This window comes from Vibrio sp. KUL78 (assembly GCF_059725505.1).
Genome location: NZ_AP045837.1, coordinates 424,359 through 444,493 on the forward strand (window position 1 = coordinate 424,359; position 20,135 = coordinate 444,493).

A 20,135-nucleotide genomic window follows, 5' to 3' on the forward strand; every position below is an offset into this window, starting at 1 on the left:
GGGGACTAGCACGGCTGAATGAGAGGGAAAGTCGTGGGGGAGAGGGGCGGACACAAAAAAGCGAAGCTCATAGCTTCGCTTTTTACTGCAATGATAAGAATGACGGGGTTAGTCTTTGAATCTCATCGATAAGTCCATCGCTTTAAGATGCTTGGTCAGAGCGCCAACCGAGATGTAATCAACGCCTGTTTCCGCAAACTCAGCGATGGTTTCCATGGTTACGTTGCCCGAGTTCTCAAGCGCAGCGCGTCCTGCATTCAGCTCTACCGCTTGACGCATCATATCCGTCGTAAAGTTATCGAGCATGATGATATCCGCGCCAGCATCTATGGCTTGTTGTAGCTCTTCTAGAGATTCAGTTTCGACTTCGACAGGTTTTCCTGGGTTTAGCTGTTTCGCAGTCTCGATGGCTTTAGTGATGCCACCGCAAGCGATGATGTGATTCTCTTTAATAAGGTAAGCGTCGAAGACACCAATACGATGGTTGTAACCACCGCCACAGGCGACAGCGTATTTTAGTGCACTGCGAAGACCAGGAATCGTTTTGCGTGTGTCTAGTAGGCGACATTGGGTATGTGCGATCTTTTCAGCGTACTCAGCGGTAACAGTCGCGCAGCCAGATAGCGTTTGGATGAAGTTCATCGCGTTACGCTCACCAGTGAGCAAAATGCGTGCAGGGCCTGTTAGGGTGCACAGCACTTGGTTTGGCTCTACTTTGTCACCGTCTTGAACGTGCCATTCAATGCGGACTTCGCCACCAAGCTGTTTGAATACTTCGTCTGCCCACATTTGACCACAGAACACACCATGCTCACGAGTGATGATCGTCGCGACGTTTTGAGTCTCAGCCGGGATAAGGCTCGCCGTGATGTCTGCGCTCACATCCAGTGTCCCACCTAAGTCTTCACGTAGCGTGTCTGCCACGGCACGAGTAATTTCTGAAGGGAGTTGCTGCTTTAGATATTCAAGACGTTCTTGGCTGTTGTGTGTGTTTTTCATCGCTTAACGTGTCTAGTGGGGGAACAAAGTGGGCATGATACTCCTGCTTGTGCGGAATTTCAGCATCAAATCTCGCATTTTATTGGCTGTCGGATAAAATCAAAGCGATAGCGATGTAGATAGGCTCAAAATATATGCAAAACCAAGATAGACCTTATAGTTCACAGGGCTTTTCTGAGATTGATAAACAAGGTTGGTATCAAGCTGCGCGATGCGTGGTATCCCCTCACTTTGATGCGAGGCCAGACGAAGAGGATGTGTCGCTGCTGGTGGTGCATAATATCAGCCTGCCACCGGCACAATTTGGCGGCCCCTATATAGAAGATTTCTTTCTCGGACAGCTCGATGCATCGAGTCATCCCTTTTTTAAGGTGATTGAAAAGATGAAAGTCTCCGCACACTGTTTGATACGCCGTGACGGGGAGGTAGTGCAGTTTGTTCCCTTCAGTGCTCGCGCTTGGCATGCTGGTGTTTCGAGTTTTGCGGGGCGTGCAAGGTGTAACGATTATTCGATTGGAATAGAGCTAGAAGGAACCGATTATGTCGCTTACACCAACGCTCAATATGCGAGTTTACAACGTCTTACACAATCGCTAATGGCTCGGTATCCGCAGATCACTCGTGAGCGCATCACTGGTCATCAATACATAGCGCCGTTAAGAAAGAGCGATCCAGGTCTAGTTTTTGACTGGTCGCGTTTCAAAAATACATTGTAATAAAAGATTCACTCCTGCCCATTTGAGCAGAATTCGTGGTGCTTTTTCAGCATCACGATTTATTTTGTTATTCAAATTATAAATAACCAGAACACTGGTTATTCCTTCTTTACTTGATATTGGTCAATTTCCCTTGTCTGACAAATAAACTCCTTTCTTATTGATTTTTAAGGCTTTTCATAGCACGTCATTTACCCGATAAGTTTCTCGTATGTAATTGGTCTGACCAAGGGTGTTGATGTTTTAATCTATAAATGTTTCATAACGGTTAATGCAAGGCCGGTTCTATGATGTGAATCAATTTTTCACTAGACATTGGTGTTTTAAATGTGTTAATTTTTACCCCAACTTATAAATTGGTAATACCAATTAACAGCTCTAGAAAGTAGAAGAATAAAAGAATAATAGTTATGGCTTATCAAAGGATCCGTCAGCCGAAACTTTCGGATGTTATCGAGCAAGAATTGGAACGCTTGATTGTTGAAGGAACGCTTTCAGCAGGGCAGCAGCTTCCACCAGAACGTGAGCTGGCAAAGCAATTTGATGTTTCTCGACCTTCTATTCGAGAGGCAATTCAGCGACTTGAAGCGAAGAAGCTTCTAACCCGTCGTCAAGGCGGTGGCACGTTCGTTAGCGAGAACATCTGGAAAAGTTTCTCTGATCCCTTGTTAGACCTCCTATCTTCTCACAACGAGACTCAGCTAGATTTGCTTGAGGCTCGTCATGCTATGGAAGGTATCTCTGCTTACTTCGCTGCATTGCGTGGCACCGATGAAGATTTTGCTCAGATTGAAGCATGTTTAGGCAATATTCGCACAGCACAAGAGTCCGGCGACGTTGAGGCTGAAGCCTCTGCGGTCATGGCATTTCTTGTGGCACTAACAGAAGCTGCACATAACGTTGTGTTGCTGCACATTGTTCGAAGCCTAGCACCGTTACTTGAGCAAAATGTTCTACAGAATTTAGAGCTATTACACCGCCGCTCTGAGGTGGTGGAGAAAGTCAGTAAACACCGAGCTAATATCGTTGAAGCGATCGTCGCTGGTCAGCCAGAAAAGGCGCGTGAGATGTCGCATTCGCATTTAGCTTACATCGAAGAAACATTGTTAGATTTGACTCGAGAAGCGTCTCGTCGTGAGCGCTCTTTGAGACGAATTCAACAAGATAGTGATTCTTAAAACTAGAAACGCTTACTTTAATTAAGTAGATCCAACCAACAGAAGGATAGATCGCCATGTCTGACATGAAGCATGACGTAGATGCACTGGAAACTCAAGATTGGCTTCAAGCACTTGAATCCGTTGTTCGTGAAGAAGGTGTAGAACGTGCACAATTTCTACTAGAAACCGTTCTAGAGAAAGCTCGTTTAGATGGCGTTGATATGCCAACAGGCATCAACACTAACTACATTAATACTATTCCAGCAGCACAAGAGCCAGCTTACCCTGGTGATACAACGCTTGAGCGTCGTATTCGTTCGATTATTCGCTGGAACGCAATCATGATCGTATTGCGTGCTTCTAAGAAAGACCTAGACCTTGGTGGTCACATGGCTTCTTACCAGTCTGCAGCAGCATTTTATGAAGTGTGCTTCAACCACTTCTTCCGTGCTCCTAACGAGACTGACGGTGGCGATCTAGTTTACTATCAAGGTCACATCTCACCAGGTATCTACTCTCGTGCATTCGTAGAAGGTCGTCTAACTGAAGAGCAGCTAGATAACTTCCGTCAAGAAGTAGACGGTAAAGGTATTCCTTCATACCCACACCCTAAACTGATGCCTGAGTTCTGGCAGTTCCCAACAGTATCTATGGGTCTAGGTCCTATTTCTTCGATCTACCAAGCACGTTTCCTTAAGTACCTAAATGGTCGCGGCCTAAAAGACACTTCAGCTCAGCGTGTTTATGCCTTCCTAGGTGACGGTGAGATGGATGAGCCAGAATCACGCGGTTCACTTTCTTTCGCTGCGCGTGAGAAACTAGACAACCTATGTTTCCTAATCAACTGTAACCTTCAGCGCCTAGATGGTCCTGTAATGGGTAACGGTAGCATCATTCAAGAGCTAGAAGGTCTATTCAAAGGCGCTGGCTGGAATGTTGTTAAGGTTATCTGGGGTAACAATTGGGATGCACTACTGGCGAAAGACACGTCAGGCAAACTTCTGCAGCTAATGAACGAAACTGTAGATGGTGACTACCAAACATTTAAATCGAAAGATGGTGCATACGTACGTGAGCACTTCTTTGGTAAGTACCCAGAAACAGCTGCACTTGTTGCAGATATGACTGACGACGAAATCTTCGCGCTTAAGCGTGGTGGTCACGATTCTTCTAAGCTGTATGCAGCATACAAGAACGCGGCAGAGACTAAAGGTCGTCCAACAGTAATCCTAGCTAAGACAGTTAAAGGTTACGGCATGGGTGAAGCGGCTGAAGGTAAGAACATCGCACACCAAGTTAAGAAGATGGACATGACTCACGTTCTACACCTACGTGATCGTCTAGGTCTTCAAGACATTCTAACTGATGAGAAAGTAGCAGAGCTTCCATACCTGAAACTTGAAGAAGGTAGCGCGGAATATGAATACCTGCACGCTCGTCGTAAAGCTCTAAAAGGTTACACGCCACAGCGTCTACCTAAGTTTACTCAAGAATTCAAAGTGCCAGAGCTAGAAGAGTTCTCGCCGCTACTAAGCGAGCAGAAGCGTGATATCTCAACGACGATGGCATACGTTCGTACGCTTAATATCCTGCTTAAGAACAAGAACATTGGTAAGAACGTTGTTCCTATCATCTGTGATGAAGCTCGTACGTTTGGTATGGAAGGTCTATTCCGTCAGATCGGTATCTACAACCCGCACGGTCAGGAATACACGCCAGAAGATAAAGGTATCGTTTCTTACTACAAAGAAGCAACGTCAGGTCAGGTTCTACAAGAAGGTATCAACGAGCTAGGCTCAATGGCTTCTTGGGTTGCAGCGGCAACATCATACAGCACTAACGACCTGCCAATGATTCCGTTCTACATCTACTACTCAATGTTTGGTTTCCAACGTGTAGGTGATATGGCATGGATGGCTGGTGACCAACAAGCTCGCGGTTTCCTACTAGGCGCAACGGCTGGTCGTACAACGCTAAACGGTGAAGGACTACAGCACGAAGATGGTCACTCGCACATCATGGCGAACACGGTTCCTAACTGTATCTCTTACGACCCAACTTTCGCTTACGAAGTTGCGGTAATCATGCAAGACGGTATCCGTCGCATGTACGGTGAGAACCAAGAGAACGTGTTCTACTACCTAACAGTGATGAACGAAAACTACGCAATGCCAGCAATGCCAGAAGGTGCTGAAGAAGGCATCCGTAAGGGTATCTACAAGCTTGAGTCTTACGCAGGTGACAAGTCTAAAGTTCAGCTAATGGGCTCTGGTACTATCATGAACGAAGTACGTAAAGCAGCGACTATTCTAAGCGAAGAGTACGGCATCGCTTCTGACGTATTCTCTGTAACATCGTTCAACGAGCTAACTCGTGACGGTCAAGACGCAGAGCGTTACAACATGCTTCACCCAGAAGCAGAAGTGAAAGTCCCTTACATTGCACAAGTAATGGGTACTGAGCCAGCAATCGCGGCGACTGACTACATGAAGAACTACTCTGAGCAAGTTCGCGCATTCATGCCTACTGAGTCTTACAAAGTACTTGGTACAGATGGTTACGGCCGTTCAGACAGCCGTGAGAACCTACGTCGTCACTTCGAAGTTAACGCAGGCTACGTGGTAGTTGCAGCGCTAACTGAACTAGCGAAGCGCGGTGATGTTGAAAAGTCTGTTGTGACTGAAGCAATTGCTAAGTTCAACATCGACACTGAAAAAACTAACCCACTTTACGCTTAATACAGCGCTTAATTAGAAGGTAAATAAGCAATGGCAATCGAAATTAATGTACCTGACATCGGTGCGGATGAGGTTGAAGTTACTGAGATTCTTGTAAGCGTTGGCGACAAGGTGGAAGAAGAGCAGTCTCTAATCACTGTTGAAGGCGACAAGGCTTCTATGGAAGTTCCAGCGTCTCAAGCAGGTATTGTTAAAGAAATCAAAGTAGCGGAAGGCGATTCTGTTACTACGGGTTCTCTAATTATGATTTTCGAAGCCGAAGGTGCAGCAGCAGCTGCTGCACCTGCTCCTGCGGCTGAAGCGGCTCCAGCAGCGGCTCCAGCTCCAGCAGCAGCGGCAGCAGAACTGAAAGAAGTTCACGTACCAGACATCGGTGGTGACGAAGTAGAAGTTACTGAAATCATGGTTAAAGTTGGCGATGCAGTGGAAGAAGAGCAATCTCTTCTAACTGTAGAAGGCGACAAAGCTTCTATGGAAGTACCAGCACCATTTGCAGGTACGGTTAAAGAGATCAAGATTGCTGAAGGTGATTCAGTAACAACTGGTTCTCTTGTCATGGTATTTGAAACTGCAGGTTCGGGTGCGGCAGCTCCAGTAGCAGAAGCTTCTGCAGCACCTGCAGCGGCTCCTGCGGCATCCGGAGCGCCGGCCGCGGCTGAAAAAGAAGTAAACGTACCAGATATCGGCGGTGACGAAGTTGAAGTTACTGAAGTAATGGTAGCGGTTGGCGATACAGTGGAAGAAGAGCAATCTCTTATCACTGTAGAAGGCGACAAAGCTTCTATGGAAGTACCAGCACCTTTCGCTGGCACAGTTAAAGAAATCAAGATTGCAGCTGGCGATAAAGTCACGACTGGCTCGCTAATCATGACGTTCGTTGTGGCCGGCACTCCGGTGGAAGGCGCAGCGCCTGCACCTGTTGCAGCACCTGCACAAGCAGCGGCTCCAGCAGCAGCACCTGCGGCGGCGGCTCCAGCAGCGAAAGCGGATGCAGCACCACAAGCGAACGACTTCCAAGAGAACCACGAGTACGCGCACGCGTCTCCAGTCGTTCGACGTCTAGCTCGTGAGTTTGGTGTTAACCTAGCGAAAGTAAAAGGTACGGGTCGTAAGAGCCGCGTACTGAAAGAAGACGTTCAAGCTTACGTTAAAGATGCACTTAAGCGTCTTGAGTCTGGTGCCGCAGCATCTGGCAAAGGCGGTGACGGCTCAGCTCTTGGTCTGCTACCTTGGCCGAAGGTTGACTTCAGCAAGTTTGGTGAGACTGAAGTTCAGAAGCTTTCTAAGATCAAGAAGATCTCTGGTGCTAACCTACACCGTAACTGGGTAATGATCCCGCACGTTACACAGTGGGATAACGCGGATATCACAGCGCTTGAAGCATTCCGTAAAGAGCAAAACGCTATCGAAGCGAAGAAAGATTCAGGTATGAAGATCACGCCACTTGTGTTCATCATGAAAGCTGTTGCGAAAGCACTTGAAGCCTTCCCTGCGTTTAACTCTTCTCTATCAGAAGATGGCGAGAGCATCATTCTTAAGAAGTACGTGAACGTTGGTATCGCAGTGGATACGCCAAACGGTCTTGTTGTTCCTGTATTCAAGGACGTAAACAAGAAGGGGATCTACGAGCTATCTGAAGAGCTAATGGTTATCTCGAAGAAAGCACGTGCCGGCAAGCTAACGGCTGCAGATATGCAAGGTGGCTGTTTCACTATCTCAAGCCTAGGCGGCATCGGTGGTACTGCATTTACTCCTATCGTAAATGCACCTGAAGTTGGTATCCTTGGTGTGTCTAAGTCTGAAATGAAGCCTGTATGGAACGGTAAAGAATTTGAGCCGCGCCTACAGCTTCCACTTTCACTATCGTACGATCACCGTGTGATTGACGGTGCGGAAGGTGCACGTTTCATTACTTATCTAAACAGCTGCTTGAGCGATATTCGTCGCTTGGTACTTTAAGGCAGTTTGATCCCTCTAGCTTCCCCCAACCGGGAAGCTAGAGGGGTAAAAAACCAAATTCATACAACAATTCCCATTGAATTGTTGTCTAGCTCACAGGCTAAATTGATTTACTTTTCACACCGTTAACATCTCTGTAAAATGTTGGCGGTCTGAAATCATAAATATTTAAATTCATTACGCTATAAACGTTGTCATTAGGCGTCAAAGCGAAGTTTATAAAAAAGAAAATCAATACCCACTCAGCCTGTTAGGGATAATGACTACAAGAGGTCAAAATGAGCAAAGAAATTAAAGCCCAAGTTGTTGTACTTGGTTCTGGTCCTGCTGGTTACTCTGCCGCATTCCGTTGTGCAGACCTAGGTCTTGAAACGGTACTTATCGAACGTTATAGCACCCTAGGTGGTGTCTGTCTGAATGTGGGTTGTATCCCATCTAAAGCACTTCTTCACGTTTCAAAAGTTATCGAAGAAGCCAAAGCAATGGCTGAACACGGTGTTGTTTTCGGTGAGCCACAAACAGACATCAACAAGATCCGTATCTGGAAAGAGAAGGTTGTAAACCAACTTACCGGTGGTCTTGGCGGTATGGCTAAGATGCGTAAAGTGAACATCGTTAATGGTTACGGTAAGTTCACTGGTCCTAACTCTATCCTTGTTGAAGGTGAAGGCGAGTCAACAACAGTAACGTTTGACAACGCTATCATCGCTGCGGGCTCTCGCCCTATCAAACTGCCATTTATTCCACACGAAGATCCACGTATCTGGGACTCAACGGACGCTCTTGAGCTGAAAGAAGTACCAGGAAAACTGCTTATCATGGGTGGTGGTATCATCGGTCTTGAGATGGCAACGGTTTATCACTCTCTAGGCTCTCAAGTTGATGTGGTTGAGATGTTTGACCAGCTTATCCCTGCAGCGGATAAAGATATGGTTAAAGTCTACACCAAGCGCATTAAAAACAAGTTCAACTTGATGCTTGAGACCAAAGTAACGGCCGTTGAAGCGAAAGAAGACGGTATCTACGTTTCAATGGAAGGCAAGAAAGCGCCTGCTGATGCAGAGCGCTACGATGCCGTTCTTGTTGCTATCGGTCGTGTGCCAAACGGTAAGCTTCTTGATGCCGAGAAAGCGGGTATTGAAGTGGATGAGCGCGGCTTTATCAATGTTGATAAGCAGATGCGTACTAACGTTCCACACATCCACGCTATCGGCGACATCGTTGGTCAGCCAATGCTTGCTCACAAAGGTGTGCATGAAGGTCACGTAGCGGCAGAGGTTATCTCTGGTAAGAAGCACTACTTTGACCCGAAAGTTATTCCTTCAATTGCTTACACTGAGCCAGAAGTGGCATGGGTTGGTAAGACAGAAAAAGAAGCGAAAGCAGAAGGCATCAACTACGAAGTGGCGACATTCCCATGGGCAGCATCAGGTCGTGCAATCGCGTCTGACTGTGCTGACGGTATGACTAAGCTTATCTTCGACAAAGAGTCTCACCGTGTTATCGGTGGTGCTATCGTTGGTACTAACGGTGGTGAACTGCTTGGTGAAATCGGTCTGGCGATCGAGATGGGTTGTGATGCAGAAGATATCGCTCTGACTATCCACGCTCACCCAACGCTTCACGAGTCTGTTGGTCTTGCGGCAGAAGTATTTGAAGGCACAATCACTGACCTTCCAAATGCGAAAGCGAAGAAAAAGAAGTAATTTCTGAATAAAGAAAAACGGCCAGTAGAGATACTGGCCGTTTTTTTGTGTTCGATTTGTTTTGTATCGACTAATTTTAGTGTGCGTCGCCATTGTTATAGATGCACACCATATCCATGTAGCAATCCGTCAATGATTTCACCGCATCGCTATCATTATTGCGCATCGCTTCTACGAAGAGCGAATAGCAAAGACCGTGGAACAAGCTTGTTAGGTGTTTAGGGTTATGATGCGGGCAGACTTCACCACGTTCGATAGCTCTGATAAACATATTTTCTACTAGAGCTTGGCTAGTCTTGTTTGAGCTTACAAACAGCGGCCATACCTCATCACGAGTAGACGTGCTCCATTCAAACCACACTTTATTCCAGTGACAATCTTCAATCACCATATCCACGACGCTATCTAGGATGTTCGTCAGGTTGTCCTTGATATTGACATCGAGGTCGATGGTATTTGAGAGGAAGTTGGAATATTGGCAAACGACGTGATTAAGTACTTCGTCCACTAAGTCTTCACGAGTAGGGAAGTAGTTAAACACTGTAGCGACAGATACCTGAGCGATCTCTGCGATGTCAGCGTGTCCGCCGCGCCCAATACCGCGCTTTGCAAATACTTCTAATGCTATCTCCATGAGCTGAAGCTTTCGCTTTTGCGGAGACAGGCGTGTCCTAGGTCTTTTTACGATTGAGTCCATATTATTTTCCTTGCCAACGTTAGTTAGGGCTGGTGATCCTTTTTGAATCTACCTTTTCACCCTGCTTTATTTAGAGTCAGCTATCTCGCAAAGCGGAAAACAACATAAACCTAACGTCACCGTGTCAATCTATAGGGCGAGTTAGGTTATTTCCAAAATGGAAATCCACTGCTCTTATTTTTCTAATTCCAGATAAGTGTAATGGTGCATATGTTTGTGGTCAATAGTCATACACTGATAATTATGATAATTACGAGTAAATTACCTGCATATCACATTTTGCAGTGAAATTAACCACTCCTTTCAACAGAAGCCGTTAACAGTTGAATATTAGAAGAGGGGATTAATGACTGAAAAATTCCCATGTACTCGATTTTTATCATGTGTAAGAAAGTGATACTATGGCGCGCTAATTGGCAAGGTGGTGCTGTTTTAGCGGCTGGTCTCTGATGTTTTATACTGTATGAGGCGACGCATGGCTGAGGCCACGTTTGTTATATCAACCTACTAACATCGAGATAGATATGAAACATACAGTAGAAGTCATGATCTCTGAGCAAGAAGTTCATGAGCGCGTACAAGCGTTGGGTAAAGCGATCACTGAACACTATAAAGGCAGCGAAGACCTAGTGATGGTTGGTTTGCTTCGTGGTTCGTTTGTATTTATGGCAGACCTAGCTCGCGCTATCGACTTGACACATTGCGTGGATTTTATGACGGCTTCTAGCTACGGCAACACCATGGAAAGCTCTCGCGATGTACGTATCCTTAAAGATCTTGATGACGATATCAAAGGCAAAGACATTCTGCTTGTTGAAGATATTATTGATACAGGTAACACGCTAAACAAGGTCAAAGAGATCCTGTCTCTACGTGAGCCAAAGTCGATCGAGATCTGTACCTTGCTTGATAAGCCATCTCGCCGAGAAGTAGATGTCGATGTTAAATGGATTGGCTTTGAAATCCCTGATGAGTTTGTTGTGGGTGTGGGTATTGATTATGCTCAGAAATATCGTCACCTACCTTACATTGGTAAAGTCGTTCCTCAAGAGTAATCTCTTAAGGCTGATTTAAAAAATGCCCACCTTAATGAGGTGGGCATTTTGCTATTTTGTGTCATTTGTACTTTAAGACTATTTACTCACTTCAGTACTTAGAATCTTCGCCATGGCAGCTTGATAATTGACCTCAAGGCTTTCTCTGCTTGAGCAGCGAACACCCAAGTCCTGCAATTTACCATCGCCGATGCCATACACGACACCGTGTACTTCGACATCTTGTCCGCGTTCCCACGCATTCTGCATGATGGTGGAGTTACCTAGGTTGTATACCTGCTCAGCAACGTTAATCTCACAGAGTTTATCGCCCCACATCTCACGAGGTAGTTCGCCTAACCAGTTTCTGTGTTTCAGGTACAAATCGCGTATATGGAGCAGCCAGTTATTGATAAGCCCGAGTTGCGGGTTATCGATCGCGGCGTTAACGCCACCACATCCATAGTGACCGCACACAATAATGTGCTTAACCTTGAGAACGTCAACGGCATATTGAACGACAGACAAACAGTTGAGGTCGGTGTGAATAACTTGGTTGGCAACATTACGGTGAACGAACAGTTCACCAGAGTACAACCCAGTCAGCCGCTCTGCGGGGACGCGGCTATCTGAACAACCGATCCACAAAAAGCCAGGGCTTTGGCCCTCTTCAAGTTGGGCGAAATACTCAGGGCGTTCAGATTTGATCTCCTGAGACCACTTTGAGTTGTTGTCAAAAAGTTGTTTGATTTCCGGCATGGTACTTCCCTTCAATGATTCGACACACTATACACAATGTTACAAATCGAATCTCGCAAAAAAAGGTGTCAAAATGTACTCATCTGACGTGTTCATGCGCCTAAAATCAATTGGTTAACGATTTGGTGACATTTGTTTATAAGTTATGAATTTTAAACTTCATTTAATAAATATTAACTCGGCGTCACATTTGTTAACCTAAATCAATTTTTTGGTTATTTCTCAGGGATAGTAATGAAGTTAGGACGTCGATTTGAAGATATTAACCTAAAAGGAGATGTGTTTGGTGGTGTGACCACAGCGATCATCTCCTTACCACTCGCGCTGGCGTTTGGTGTTGCCTCTGGAGCTGGTGCAGAAGCCGGGCTGTGGGGTGCAATCATGGTGGGACTATTTGCTGCTTTGTTTGGCGGCTCCTCCACTCTGATTTCTGAGCCCACAGGCCCTATGACCGTAATCATGACCGCGGTATTGACCAGCATGATGGCGAAATATCCTGAAACAGGATTAGCCATGACGTTCACCGTAGTCATGATGGCGGGTGTGTTTCAAATATTGCTCGGCACACTGAAGTTGGGTAAGTACGTCACCCTCATGCCTTATAGTGTTGTCTCTGGCTTTATGTCCGGGATAGGGGTTATTCTGATCATACTTCAGTTGGCACCTTTACTTGGACAAGCCGCGCCAACAGGAGGCGTAGTCGGTACGCTTACCGCGATCCCAGAGCTGCTATCAAATGTGGATTTCGCTGAGCTATTTCTTGGCGCACTTACTTTAGCCATTCTATTCCTGCTTCCTAAAAAGTATCGTCAGCACGTGCCGCCACAACTGGTAGCTCTGGTTGCTGTGACATTATTGTCAGTGGTGTTCTTTGACGATGGTACGATAAGACGCATTGGCGAGATCCCTGCTGGTCTTCCTTCTCTCGTAATACCTCATTTCAACGCAGAAATGTTCACTGAAATGATCATCGATGCGCTAGTGCTTGGTACTCTGGGTTGTATCGATACCTTGTTAACGGCGGTTATTGGTGACTCTTTGACTCGTAAAGAGCACGACTCAGACAAAGAGCTGCGTGGACAAGGCTTGGCGAACTTGGTTGCTGGTCTCTTTGGTGCGCTTCCTGGTGCTGGCGCGACGATGGGGACGGTCACTAATATCCAGGTTGGTGCTCGTTCTCCGCTGTCTGGCGTGGTGCGTGCGCTCGTTTTGGCACTTGTGGTGCTGGTGGCAAGTGGATTAACCGAACCTATTCCGATGGCGGTATTGGCAGGTATTGCGGTATATGTTGGCTTTAATATTCTTGACTGGAGCTTTATTCAGCGCGCCCACAAAGTCAGCATCCCGGGTATGGCGATTATGTATGGCGTTATGCTGCTGACTGTGTTTGTTGACCTTATCGTAGCAGTAGGACTTGGCGTCTTTATCTCTAATATTATTATCATTGAACGATTGAGCCGCGAGCAAGCAAGGCAAGTGAAGGCGATCAGTGATGCGGACGACGATGATGTGCCATTAACCGATAGCGAACGCGGACTATTGGAACAGGCGCAAGGGAAAGTGCTGTTTTTCTACCTGTCTGGTCCTATGATCTTCAGTGTATCGAAAGCGATTTCTAGGCAGCACTCAAGTATTTCAGACTATCAGGCGATGATCCTCGATTTGACGGACGTACCTATGATTGATGTGACCGTTGGTCTGGCTCTAGAGAATGCGATCAAGGATGCACAGGATGCCAATTGCCATGTTTACTTATTGTGTCCAACCGACAAAATTAAGCAGCAACTGGACAAATTCCACGTGATTGATCTCGTACCTGATGACAACATCTATATTGAGCGAGAAAAAGCGCTAGAAGCGGCTTATAACGCCACCGCTTAATCAATAAGGTGGATGAACAAGATCGAGTGTTGTTATCAGCACTCGCTTTTTTATATTCATTTTTTCTAATTGACTTGAAAAGTGGTGATTTCAGCATCATGTGTAGTACCATCAGATAACTTTTCGACATCATTGGAAATATCAAACTTTCCGATGAGTCAGATCTTAGCGGTAGGTATGGTCAGGTATGGTCGCGTTAGAAATAGAGCAGCTCAGAAAAACATACGCTGGTGGCTTTGAAGCACTCAAAGGTGTCAGTTTAACGGTGGAACAAGGGGACTTTTATGCTCTCTTAGGGCCCAATGGGGCAGGTAAGTCGACGACGATTGGTATTATTACGTCACTGGTAAATAAGACCTCCGGCAAGGTGACCGTATTCGGGCACGATATCGACAAAGAACTGGAGTTGGCGAAACAGCAATTGGGCCTAGTGCCACAAGAGTTCAATTTCAACCAGTTTGAGACCGTTGAGCAAATCGTACTTCAGCAAGCTGGCTACTATGGCGTTCCCAAAGATGTGGCAAAGCAGCGCGCTGAGAAATACCTGTCGCAGCTCGATCTTTGGGAGAAACGTAGTGAGCGCGCTCGCAACCTCTCTGGAGGCATGAAGCGTCGTTTGATGATTGCGCGTGCGTTAATGCATGAGCCTAAGCTGCTTATTCTTGATGAGCCTACAGCGGGTGTGGATATCGAACTTCGCCGCTCAATGTGGGATTTTCTTAAAGAGATCAATCGTCAAGGCATTACCATTATTTTGACGACGCACTATCTCGAAGAGGCGGAGCTACTTTGTCGAAACATCGGCATCATTCAGCGCGGTGAGTTGATCGAGAATACCTCGATGAAAGCACTGCTGAATAAGCTACACGTAGAAACCTTCATTTTAGATATTGAAGCGGATGCGCAGGTACCTGAGTTAGAGGGTGTTAATGCACAGCAGGTCGTCAACGGGTCGTTGGAGATCGAGATTGAAAAGACACAAGGTCTCAACCACATCTTCACTCAGCTATCGGCTGCTGGCATCAAGGTGCTATCTATGAGAAACAAAGCGAACCGACTTGAAGAGCTGTTTGTCTCTATTGTTCGTGAACAGGCGGAGACGAAATAATGAATATGTACGGCTTGTATTGGACAGCGTTTAAGAGCCTGCTTACCAAAGAAATCAATCGCTTTACGCGTATTTGGGTTCAAACACTGGTGCCACCTGCAATCACTATGACCCTATACTTTATTATTTTTGGTAGCTTGATTGGCTCTCGCATCGGCGAGATGAATGGCTTTAGCTACATGGAGTACATTGTGCCGGGTCTGATCATGATGTCGGTCATCACTAACTCATACTCGAATGTGGCTTCGTCATTCTTTAGTGCTAAGTTTCAGCGCAACATAGAAGAGCTCTTGGTCGCACCTGTTCCGAACTATATTATTATTGCTGGCTTCGTTATGGGTGGCGTGGTTCGTGGTCTGTTGGTCGGCGCTATCGTAACGTTGGTGTCCTTGTTCTTTGTGGACCTGCAAGTAGAACACTGGGGCATTATCATTGCGACAGTATTTTTAACCTCAGTGGTCTTTTCGTTGGGTGGGCTTATCAATGCCGTCTTTGCGAAGACCTTCGATGATATCTCGATTATTCCAACTTTTGTGCTGACGCCTCTGACCTATCTTGGTGGGGTGTTCTATTCGATAAGTCTGCTGCCTGAGTTTTGGCAAGGCGTATCCAAGATCAATCCTATCGTCTACATGGTCAATGCATTTCGTTACGGTTTTCTCGGCGTGTCAGATGTGGGGATTGTGACATCTTTTGGCGTACTCTTGGTGTTTATCGTGGTACTTTATGGAGTAGCCCACCATCTGGTAACAAAAAGGTATTGGCCTAAGAAGCTAAGCGAGATTGCGAGAGGCTTTGGTTGATTATCTTAGTGACCAGAGACTAGTAGCAAGTCAACGATAAGTGGTGGCCTAGGCCGCCTCTTTTGTTATGAGTCGAGACAAGGACGACAAATGCAACTGCCCGCAGAACTACAACAAAGCGCTCAACAAGCGTTCACACAACTACAAGAAACTTACTCTGATTTTTCTCAATGGTCTGAGCAACAGCAAGCTCAACTCAAGCAAGTTGTCGCGATGAGTCAGTTTGTAAAAGACGCATTGCAAAAAGATGAGGCGCTGTTTCAATCCTTTCCAGAGATGCTTACCCACACAAGTCGCGAAGAGCATTACCGTGATCGCCTTGCCATCGAATTGGAATCGTGTGCTGTAGAAGCCGATGGTCATCGCGTGCTGCGTAGATTCCGTAATCGTGAGATGGCGTACATCGCTTGGCGTGATTTCTTAAATGACTGGACCCTAGATGAAAGCCTTAGTCATCTCTCTATGCTGGCAGAGGCAATGATTTTTGAAACCTACCAATGGCAATATAAAGCGTGTTGCCAGGAGTGGGGGACGCCTTGCAATAGTGCGGGCGAGGCTCAGCCAATGCTGATTATTGGTATGGGCAAGCTTGGTGGTGGTGAGCTTAACTTTTCTTCGGATATCGATCTCATCTTTACTTACCCAGAAAATGGTGAGACGCAAGGTGCGAGACGATCGATTGCCAATGCGCAGTTCTTTACTCGCCTTGGTCAGCGCATCATTAAAGCGCTCGACCAGCAAACCTTTGATGGCTTTTGTTATCGCGTCGATATGCGTTTGAGACCTTTTTGGAGAGAGCGGCCCGCTCGTGATGAGCTATGCAGCACTAGAAGATTATTACCAAGAGCAAGGGCGCGATTGGGAGCGCTATGCGATGGTCAAAGCGCGAGTCATGGGTAGAGAAATGTACCCTGAGTATCAAGAGCTTCGTCAAATGCTGCGACCGTTTGTGTTCCGCCGCTATATCGACTTTAGCGCGATTCAGTCGCTGCGCCGAATGAAATCGATGATCAGCAGCGAAGTACGTCGTCGTGGCTTGGGCAACAATATCAAACTCGGTGCGGGTGGCATTCGTGAGGTGGAGTTTATCGCGCAAGTGTTCCAGCTCATTCGTGGGGGACGTGAACCAAGCTTACGTGGTCGCGGTCTCTTGGAGACACTCGAGGCGATAAACACCCTCAAGCTGCTTGATGCAAAGGAAGTTGAGCATCTGCAACAGGCGTATCGTTTCTTACGTCGCCAAGAGAATTTATTGCAGGCTATGGCGGATAAACAGACCCAGACGCTACCAGATTGTCAAAGTGAGCAATTGAAACTTGCCTTTGCAATGGGGTTTGAATCGTGGGATACCATGCTCAAGCAGACTGAGCAGCACATGCTCAATGTTCACCATGTCTTCGCTAACTTGATCGGTGAAGAAGAAGATGACGAAGAGGCGGATCCTATTGCCAAGCACTTCCATGAACTCTGGGACATGGCTGGGCGTGAGGGCGTGATTGCGCATATCCTTGAGCACGATCTTCAAGTGGAAAATCCCGAAGAAAAGCAAAATGTGATCCTGCAGTTTAAGGCCGATCTTGCCAAGAAAACACTGGGCCCTCGAGGTCGTGAGGTTCTCAATAGGCTAATGCCAAAGATCTTCAATGCGATTTACAGTAACAAAGATGCGGAGTTTGGCTTGCCACGAGTACTGCATGTTCTGCACCGTATCGTCACTCGCACCACCTACTTAGAGCTACTTGATGAGCACCCTGCGGCGTTAACTCAGTTAGTTCGCTTGTGTACGGCGAGTCCAATGATCTCCGAGCAACTTGGACGTTATCCTATCTTGCTTGATGAGCTGCTTGATCCGGCCCATCTCTATAATCCAGTCCCGCTTGAATCTTATAAGACGGAGCTACGTGACTATCTAGCTCGTATTCCTGAAGAGGATATGGAGCAGCAGATGGAGGCGCTAAGACAATTCAAGCAGACCTGTATTTTACGGATTGCTGCCGCAGACATTGCAGGCGTGCTACCCGTCATGAAGGTGAGTGACCACTTGACCTATCTGGCGGAAGCTATCGTTGAAGCTGGGATCAACCAGGCCTGGCAGCAAATGGCGGCGAAGTATGGAGAGCCTACTCACCTTAAAGATCGCGGCAGCAAAGGCTTTGCTGTGATTGGCTACGGAAAAGTCGGCGGCTGGGAGCTTGGTTATAACTCGGATCTTGATATCGTCTTTATGCACGATTGTCCTGTCAGTGTATATACCGATGGCAAGAAAGAGATCGATGGTCGTCAGTTCTATCTGAGGCTGGCGCAAAGAATCATCCATATTTTCTCGACGAGAACAGCGTCAGGTATTCTCTATGAAGTGGATACTCGACTTCGTCCTTCAGGCGCTTCGGGTCTTTTGGTGAGCCCAACCGATGCGTTTGATGAGTATCAACACAACGATGCGTGGACTTGGGAGCATCAAGCCTTGGTAAGAGCGCGCATGATCTATGGCGATCAGGCCCTTGAGCAGGCTTTTAGTGGGACGCGCAATGACATCCTACGTAAAGTACGCGACAAAGAGACGCTCATAGGTCAAGTCGTCGATATGCGTGTAAAAATGCGTGACCACCTAGGCGGTAAGAAAGCTGGGCGCTTTATGCTCAAGCAGGACCCTGGTGGAATCACAGATATTGAGTTTTTGGCTCAGTATCTCGTTCTACAATTTAGCCACGAAAAGCCTAAGCTTACACGATGGTCAGACAACGTGCGTATTTTTGAGTCGATGATGGCACAAGGCGTCATGGAAGAAGAGCAAGCAATGGCGTTAACGCGGGCTTATACCACGCTGCGTGATGAAATCCATCACCGAAACTTACTGAATCTCGATGCCGATGTGGCAGAGGATAAGTTTGAATCCGAAAAGGCGATTGTGGTTCAGGCTTGGAATGCCTGGCTGGGTTCAAAATAATTGAATCAATGTCTTTGAGTAAAACGCCATGTTTTAGTAGTGAAACCAAGAGTTGTGCTACTATCCCATCAAAGGCTTAGTCAGAAAAAGCCATAAATAGATAATGAATGAGAAGGGGCAGCGGCGCCTTCTCATACTCAATTGGAGTGAAGAAATGAAACCCATCCTACCGAATTACAGTGATTCTGGCGTATTGATTGTCGGCGATGTCATGCTTGACCGCTACTGGTATGGACCGACAGGACGAATTTCACCAGAAGCGCCTGTACCTGTAGTGAAAGTAGAAAACAACGAAGAACGCCCTGGCGGCGCGGCTAACGTGGCAATGAACATCGCGTCACTGGGTGGTCACGCTCATACCATCGGCTTGGTTGGTATGGATGAGCCAGCAAAAGTACTGACAGAGACTCTGACGTCTCTTAAGGTGAAGTGTGACTTTGTTGCGCTTCCAGACTATCCGACGATCACTAAATTGCGTGTGTTGAGTCGCGGTCAACAGTTGATCCGTCTGGACTTTGAAGACAAGTTCGAAAACACCGACCCTGAGCTAGTGCTTGCTAAGATGGAACAAGCACTGCCAAACGTGCGCTCTGTGATTCTATCTGATTATGCCAAGGGAGCCCTTGAGCATGTCCAACGCTATATCCAGAAGGCCAAAGCCGCTGGTGTACCGGTGTTTATCGACCCTAAAGGTGCAGACTTTGAGCGCTATCGCGGTGCGACTCTGCTTACCCCAAATATGGCCGAGTTTGAACATGTTGTTGGTAAAGTAAAAAATGAAGAAGAGCTGATTGAAAAGGGTCATGCTCTTATCGAGAAATTCGACTTTGAAGCGCTACTTGTGACTCGCAGTGAGCACGGTATGACGTTACTTCGTCGCGATCAAGAACCTTTCCATCTGCCAACTCAAGCAAAAGAAGTGTACGACGTAACGGGTGCTGGTGATACGGTAATCTCTGTACTCGCTGCCTCTGTTGCTGCGGGTAAACCACTTGATGAAGCGTGTGCGCTGGCAAATGCGGCTGCGGGTGTTGTGGTTGGTAAATTGGGTACCTCAACGCTTTCAACGATTGAACTCGCGGAAGCAGTACACGGCAGCCAAGATACAGATTACGGTGTGATCACTGAGCAAGCACTTATCGAAGCTGTTGCTAAAGCACGCGCAAAAGGTGAGAAGGTAGTAATGACCAATGGCTGCTTCGATATCTTACACGCAGGTCACGTATCTTATCTCAATCACGCCGCAGAGCTTGGCGATCGCCTGATCGTTGCCGTAAATACGGACGAATCAGTCCGTGAGCTCAAAGGCCCAGGTCGCCCTGTTAACCCAACAGATCGCCGTATGGCGGTATTGGCTGGTCTTGGTGCTGTTGACTGGGTGGTGCCTTTCTCTGAAGAGACACCGCGCCGTTTGATCTCAGAAGTACTGCCGTCTCTGCTTGTTAAAGGTGGTGACTACAAACCAGAAGAGATTGCGGGTGGTAAAGAAGTGATTGCCGCTGGTGGCGAAGTCAAAGTACTTAACTTTGAAGATGGCTGTTCAACGACCGAAATCATCGAAGCGATTAAAGGTGGTAAAGGGTAAGCGCCCTTTACTGACTACCAGTGACACGGATAACAAAAAGGGA

12 protein-coding genes and 2 pseudogenes are annotated in these 20,135 nt (G+C 46.8%); 11 read left to right on the plus strand and 3 right to left on the minus strand.

The window, feature by feature from the left end; all coding sequences use genetic code 11:
• Positions 1 to 108 precede the first annotated feature (108 nt).
• Complete coding sequence (gene nadC / locus AC6I8Y_RS02270; RefSeq protein ID WP_234494573.1) at positions 109 to 999, minus strand: carboxylating nicotinate-nucleotide diphosphorylase; 891 nt, start codon at positions 997 to 999, stop codon at positions 109 to 111.
• A gap of 134 nt (positions 1,000 to 1,133) precedes the next feature.
• Here nadC and ampD point away from each other — a divergent pair, with 134 nt between their 5' ends.
• From ampD to lpdA, 5 genes are all read left to right on the plus strand, one after another.
• Entirely contained in the window at positions 1,134 to 1,715 is a 582-nt protein-coding gene (gene ampD, locus AC6I8Y_RS02275; protein WP_498020714.1) for a 1,6-anhydro-N-acetylmuramyl-L-alanine amidase AmpD, read from the plus strand.
• Between the two features lie 410 nt (positions 1,716 to 2,125).
• The gene (gene pdhR, locus AC6I8Y_RS02280; protein WP_042475867.1) at positions 2,126 to 2,893 is read left to right on the plus strand and encodes a pyruvate dehydrogenase complex transcriptional repressor PdhR; all 768 of its coding nucleotides are present in this window, start codon (positions 2,126 to 2,128) and stop codon (positions 2,891 to 2,893) included.
• Positions 2,894 to 2,949: 56 nt separating this feature from the next.
• A complete protein-coding gene (aceE, locus tag AC6I8Y_RS02285; RefSeq protein ID WP_498020715.1) occupies positions 2,950 to 5,613 on the plus strand; it encodes a pyruvate dehydrogenase (acetyl-transferring), homodimeric type in 2,664 nt (887 codons plus the stop codon).
• Between the two features lie 30 nt (positions 5,614 to 5,643).
• Positions 5,644 to 7,572 (plus strand): pyruvate dehydrogenase complex dihydrolipoyllysine-residue acetyltransferase, encoded by a 1,929-nt coding sequence (aceF, locus tag AC6I8Y_RS02290; protein WP_498020716.1) that lies wholly within the window; start codon positions 5,644 to 5,646, stop codon positions 7,570 to 7,572.
• A gap of 278 nt (positions 7,573 to 7,850) precedes the next feature.
• Positions 7,851 to 9,278 (plus strand): dihydrolipoyl dehydrogenase, encoded by a 1,428-nt coding sequence (gene lpdA, locus AC6I8Y_RS02295; protein WP_042475873.1) that lies wholly within the window; start codon positions 7,851 to 7,853, stop codon positions 9,276 to 9,278.
• A gap of 76 nt (positions 9,279 to 9,354) precedes the next feature.
• On the opposite strand, the gene AC6I8Y_RS02300 is transcribed toward lpdA, so the two are convergent.
• Positions 9,355 to 9,975 carry a LuxR/HapR/OpaR family quorum-sensing transcriptional regulator gene (locus tag AC6I8Y_RS02300; RefSeq protein WP_042475876.1) on the minus strand — a complete coding sequence of 207 codons (621 nt, stop codon included), beginning with the start codon at positions 9,973 to 9,975 and terminating at the stop codon, positions 9,355 to 9,357.
• Positions 9,976 to 10,499: 524 nt separating this feature from the next.
• Here AC6I8Y_RS02300 and hpt point away from each other — a divergent pair.
• Positions 10,500 to 11,030 (plus strand): hypoxanthine phosphoribosyltransferase, encoded by a 531-nt coding sequence (gene hpt, locus AC6I8Y_RS02305; protein ID WP_042475879.1) that lies wholly within the window; start codon positions 10,500 to 10,502, stop codon positions 11,028 to 11,030.
• A gap of 78 nt (positions 11,031 to 11,108) precedes the next feature.
• On the opposite strand, the gene can is transcribed toward hpt, so the two are convergent.
• Entirely contained in the window at positions 11,109 to 11,768 is a 660-nt protein-coding gene (gene can, locus AC6I8Y_RS02310) for a carbonate dehydratase (RefSeq protein ID WP_394152899.1), read from the minus strand.
• 234 nt (positions 11,769 to 12,002) lie between these two features.
• Here can and AC6I8Y_RS02315 point away from each other — a divergent pair, with 234 nt between their 5' ends.
• The 5 genes and pseudogenes from AC6I8Y_RS02315 to hldE all read left to right on the plus strand — a co-directional run bounded on the left by AC6I8Y_RS02315 (position 12,003) and on the right by hldE (position 20,092).
• Positions 12,003 to 13,649 (plus strand): SulP family inorganic anion transporter, encoded by a 1,647-nt coding sequence (locus AC6I8Y_RS02315; RefSeq protein WP_394152901.1) that lies wholly within the window; start codon positions 12,003 to 12,005, stop codon positions 13,647 to 13,649.
• Positions 13,650 to 13,836: 187 nt separating this feature from the next.
• Positions 13,837 to 14,757, plus strand: a complete 921-nt coding sequence (locus tag AC6I8Y_RS02320; protein WP_394152903.1) for an ABC transporter ATP-binding protein — start codon at positions 13,837 to 13,839, stop codon at positions 14,755 to 14,757.
• Positions 14,758 to 14,762: 5 nt separating this feature from the next.
• A pseudogene (locus AC6I8Y_RS02325) lies at positions 14,763 to 15,534 on the plus strand (ABC transporter permease).
• A 116-nt stretch (positions 15,535 to 15,650) separates the two neighbouring features.
• A pseudogene (glnE, locus tag AC6I8Y_RS02330) lies at positions 15,651 to 18,507 on the plus strand (bifunctional [glutamate--ammonia ligase]-adenylyl-L-tyrosine phosphorylase/[glutamate--ammonia-ligase] adenylyltransferase).
• Positions 18,508 to 18,661: 154 nt separating this feature from the next.
• Positions 18,662 to 20,092 carry a bifunctional D-glycero-beta-D-manno-heptose-7-phosphate kinase/D-glycero-beta-D-manno-heptose 1-phosphate adenylyltransferase HldE gene (hldE, locus tag AC6I8Y_RS02335; protein WP_394152907.1) on the plus strand — a complete coding sequence of 477 codons (1,431 nt, stop codon included), beginning with the start codon at positions 18,662 to 18,664 and terminating at the stop codon, positions 20,090 to 20,092.
• Positions 20,093 to 20,135 lie beyond the last annotated feature (43 nt).

Excerpts from the sequence above, each read along its gene's own strand:
- nadC (WP_234494573.1), bottom strand. The coding sequence starts at position 999 with ATGAAAAACACACACAACAGCCAAGAACGTCTTGAATATCTAAAGCAG.
- ampD (WP_498020714.1), top strand. The coding sequence starts at position 1,134 with ATGCAAAACCAAGATAGACCTTATAGTTCACAGGGCTTTTCTGAGATT.
- pdhR (WP_042475867.1), top strand. The coding sequence starts at position 2,126 with ATGGCTTATCAAAGGATCCGTCAGCCGAAACTTTCGGATGTTATCGAG.
- aceE (WP_498020715.1), top strand. The coding sequence starts at position 2,950 with ATGTCTGACATGAAGCATGACGTAGATGCACTGGAAACTCAAGATTGG.
- aceF (WP_498020716.1), top strand. The coding sequence starts at position 5,644 with ATGGCAATCGAAATTAATGTACCTGACATCGGTGCGGATGAGGTTGAA.
- lpdA (WP_042475873.1), top strand. The coding sequence starts at position 7,851 with ATGAGCAAAGAAATTAAAGCCCAAGTTGTTGTACTTGGTTCTGGTCCT.
- AC6I8Y_RS02300 (WP_042475876.1), bottom strand. The coding sequence starts at position 9,975 with ATGGACTCAATCGTAAAAAGACCTAGGACACGCCTGTCTCCGCAAAAG.
- hpt (WP_042475879.1), top strand. The coding sequence starts at position 10,500 with ATGAAACATACAGTAGAAGTCATGATCTCTGAGCAAGAAGTTCATGAG.
- can (WP_394152899.1), bottom strand. The coding sequence starts at position 11,768 with ATGCCGGAAATCAAACAACTTTTTGACAACAACTCAAAGTGGTCTCAG.
- AC6I8Y_RS02315 (WP_394152901.1), top strand. The coding sequence starts at position 12,003 with ATGAAGTTAGGACGTCGATTTGAAGATATTAACCTAAAAGGAGATGTG.
- AC6I8Y_RS02320 (WP_394152903.1), top strand. The coding sequence starts at position 13,837 with ATGGTCGCGTTAGAAATAGAGCAGCTCAGAAAAACATACGCTGGTGGC.
- hldE (WP_394152907.1), top strand. The coding sequence starts at position 18,662 with ATGAAACCCATCCTACCGAATTACAGTGATTCTGGCGTATTGATTGTC.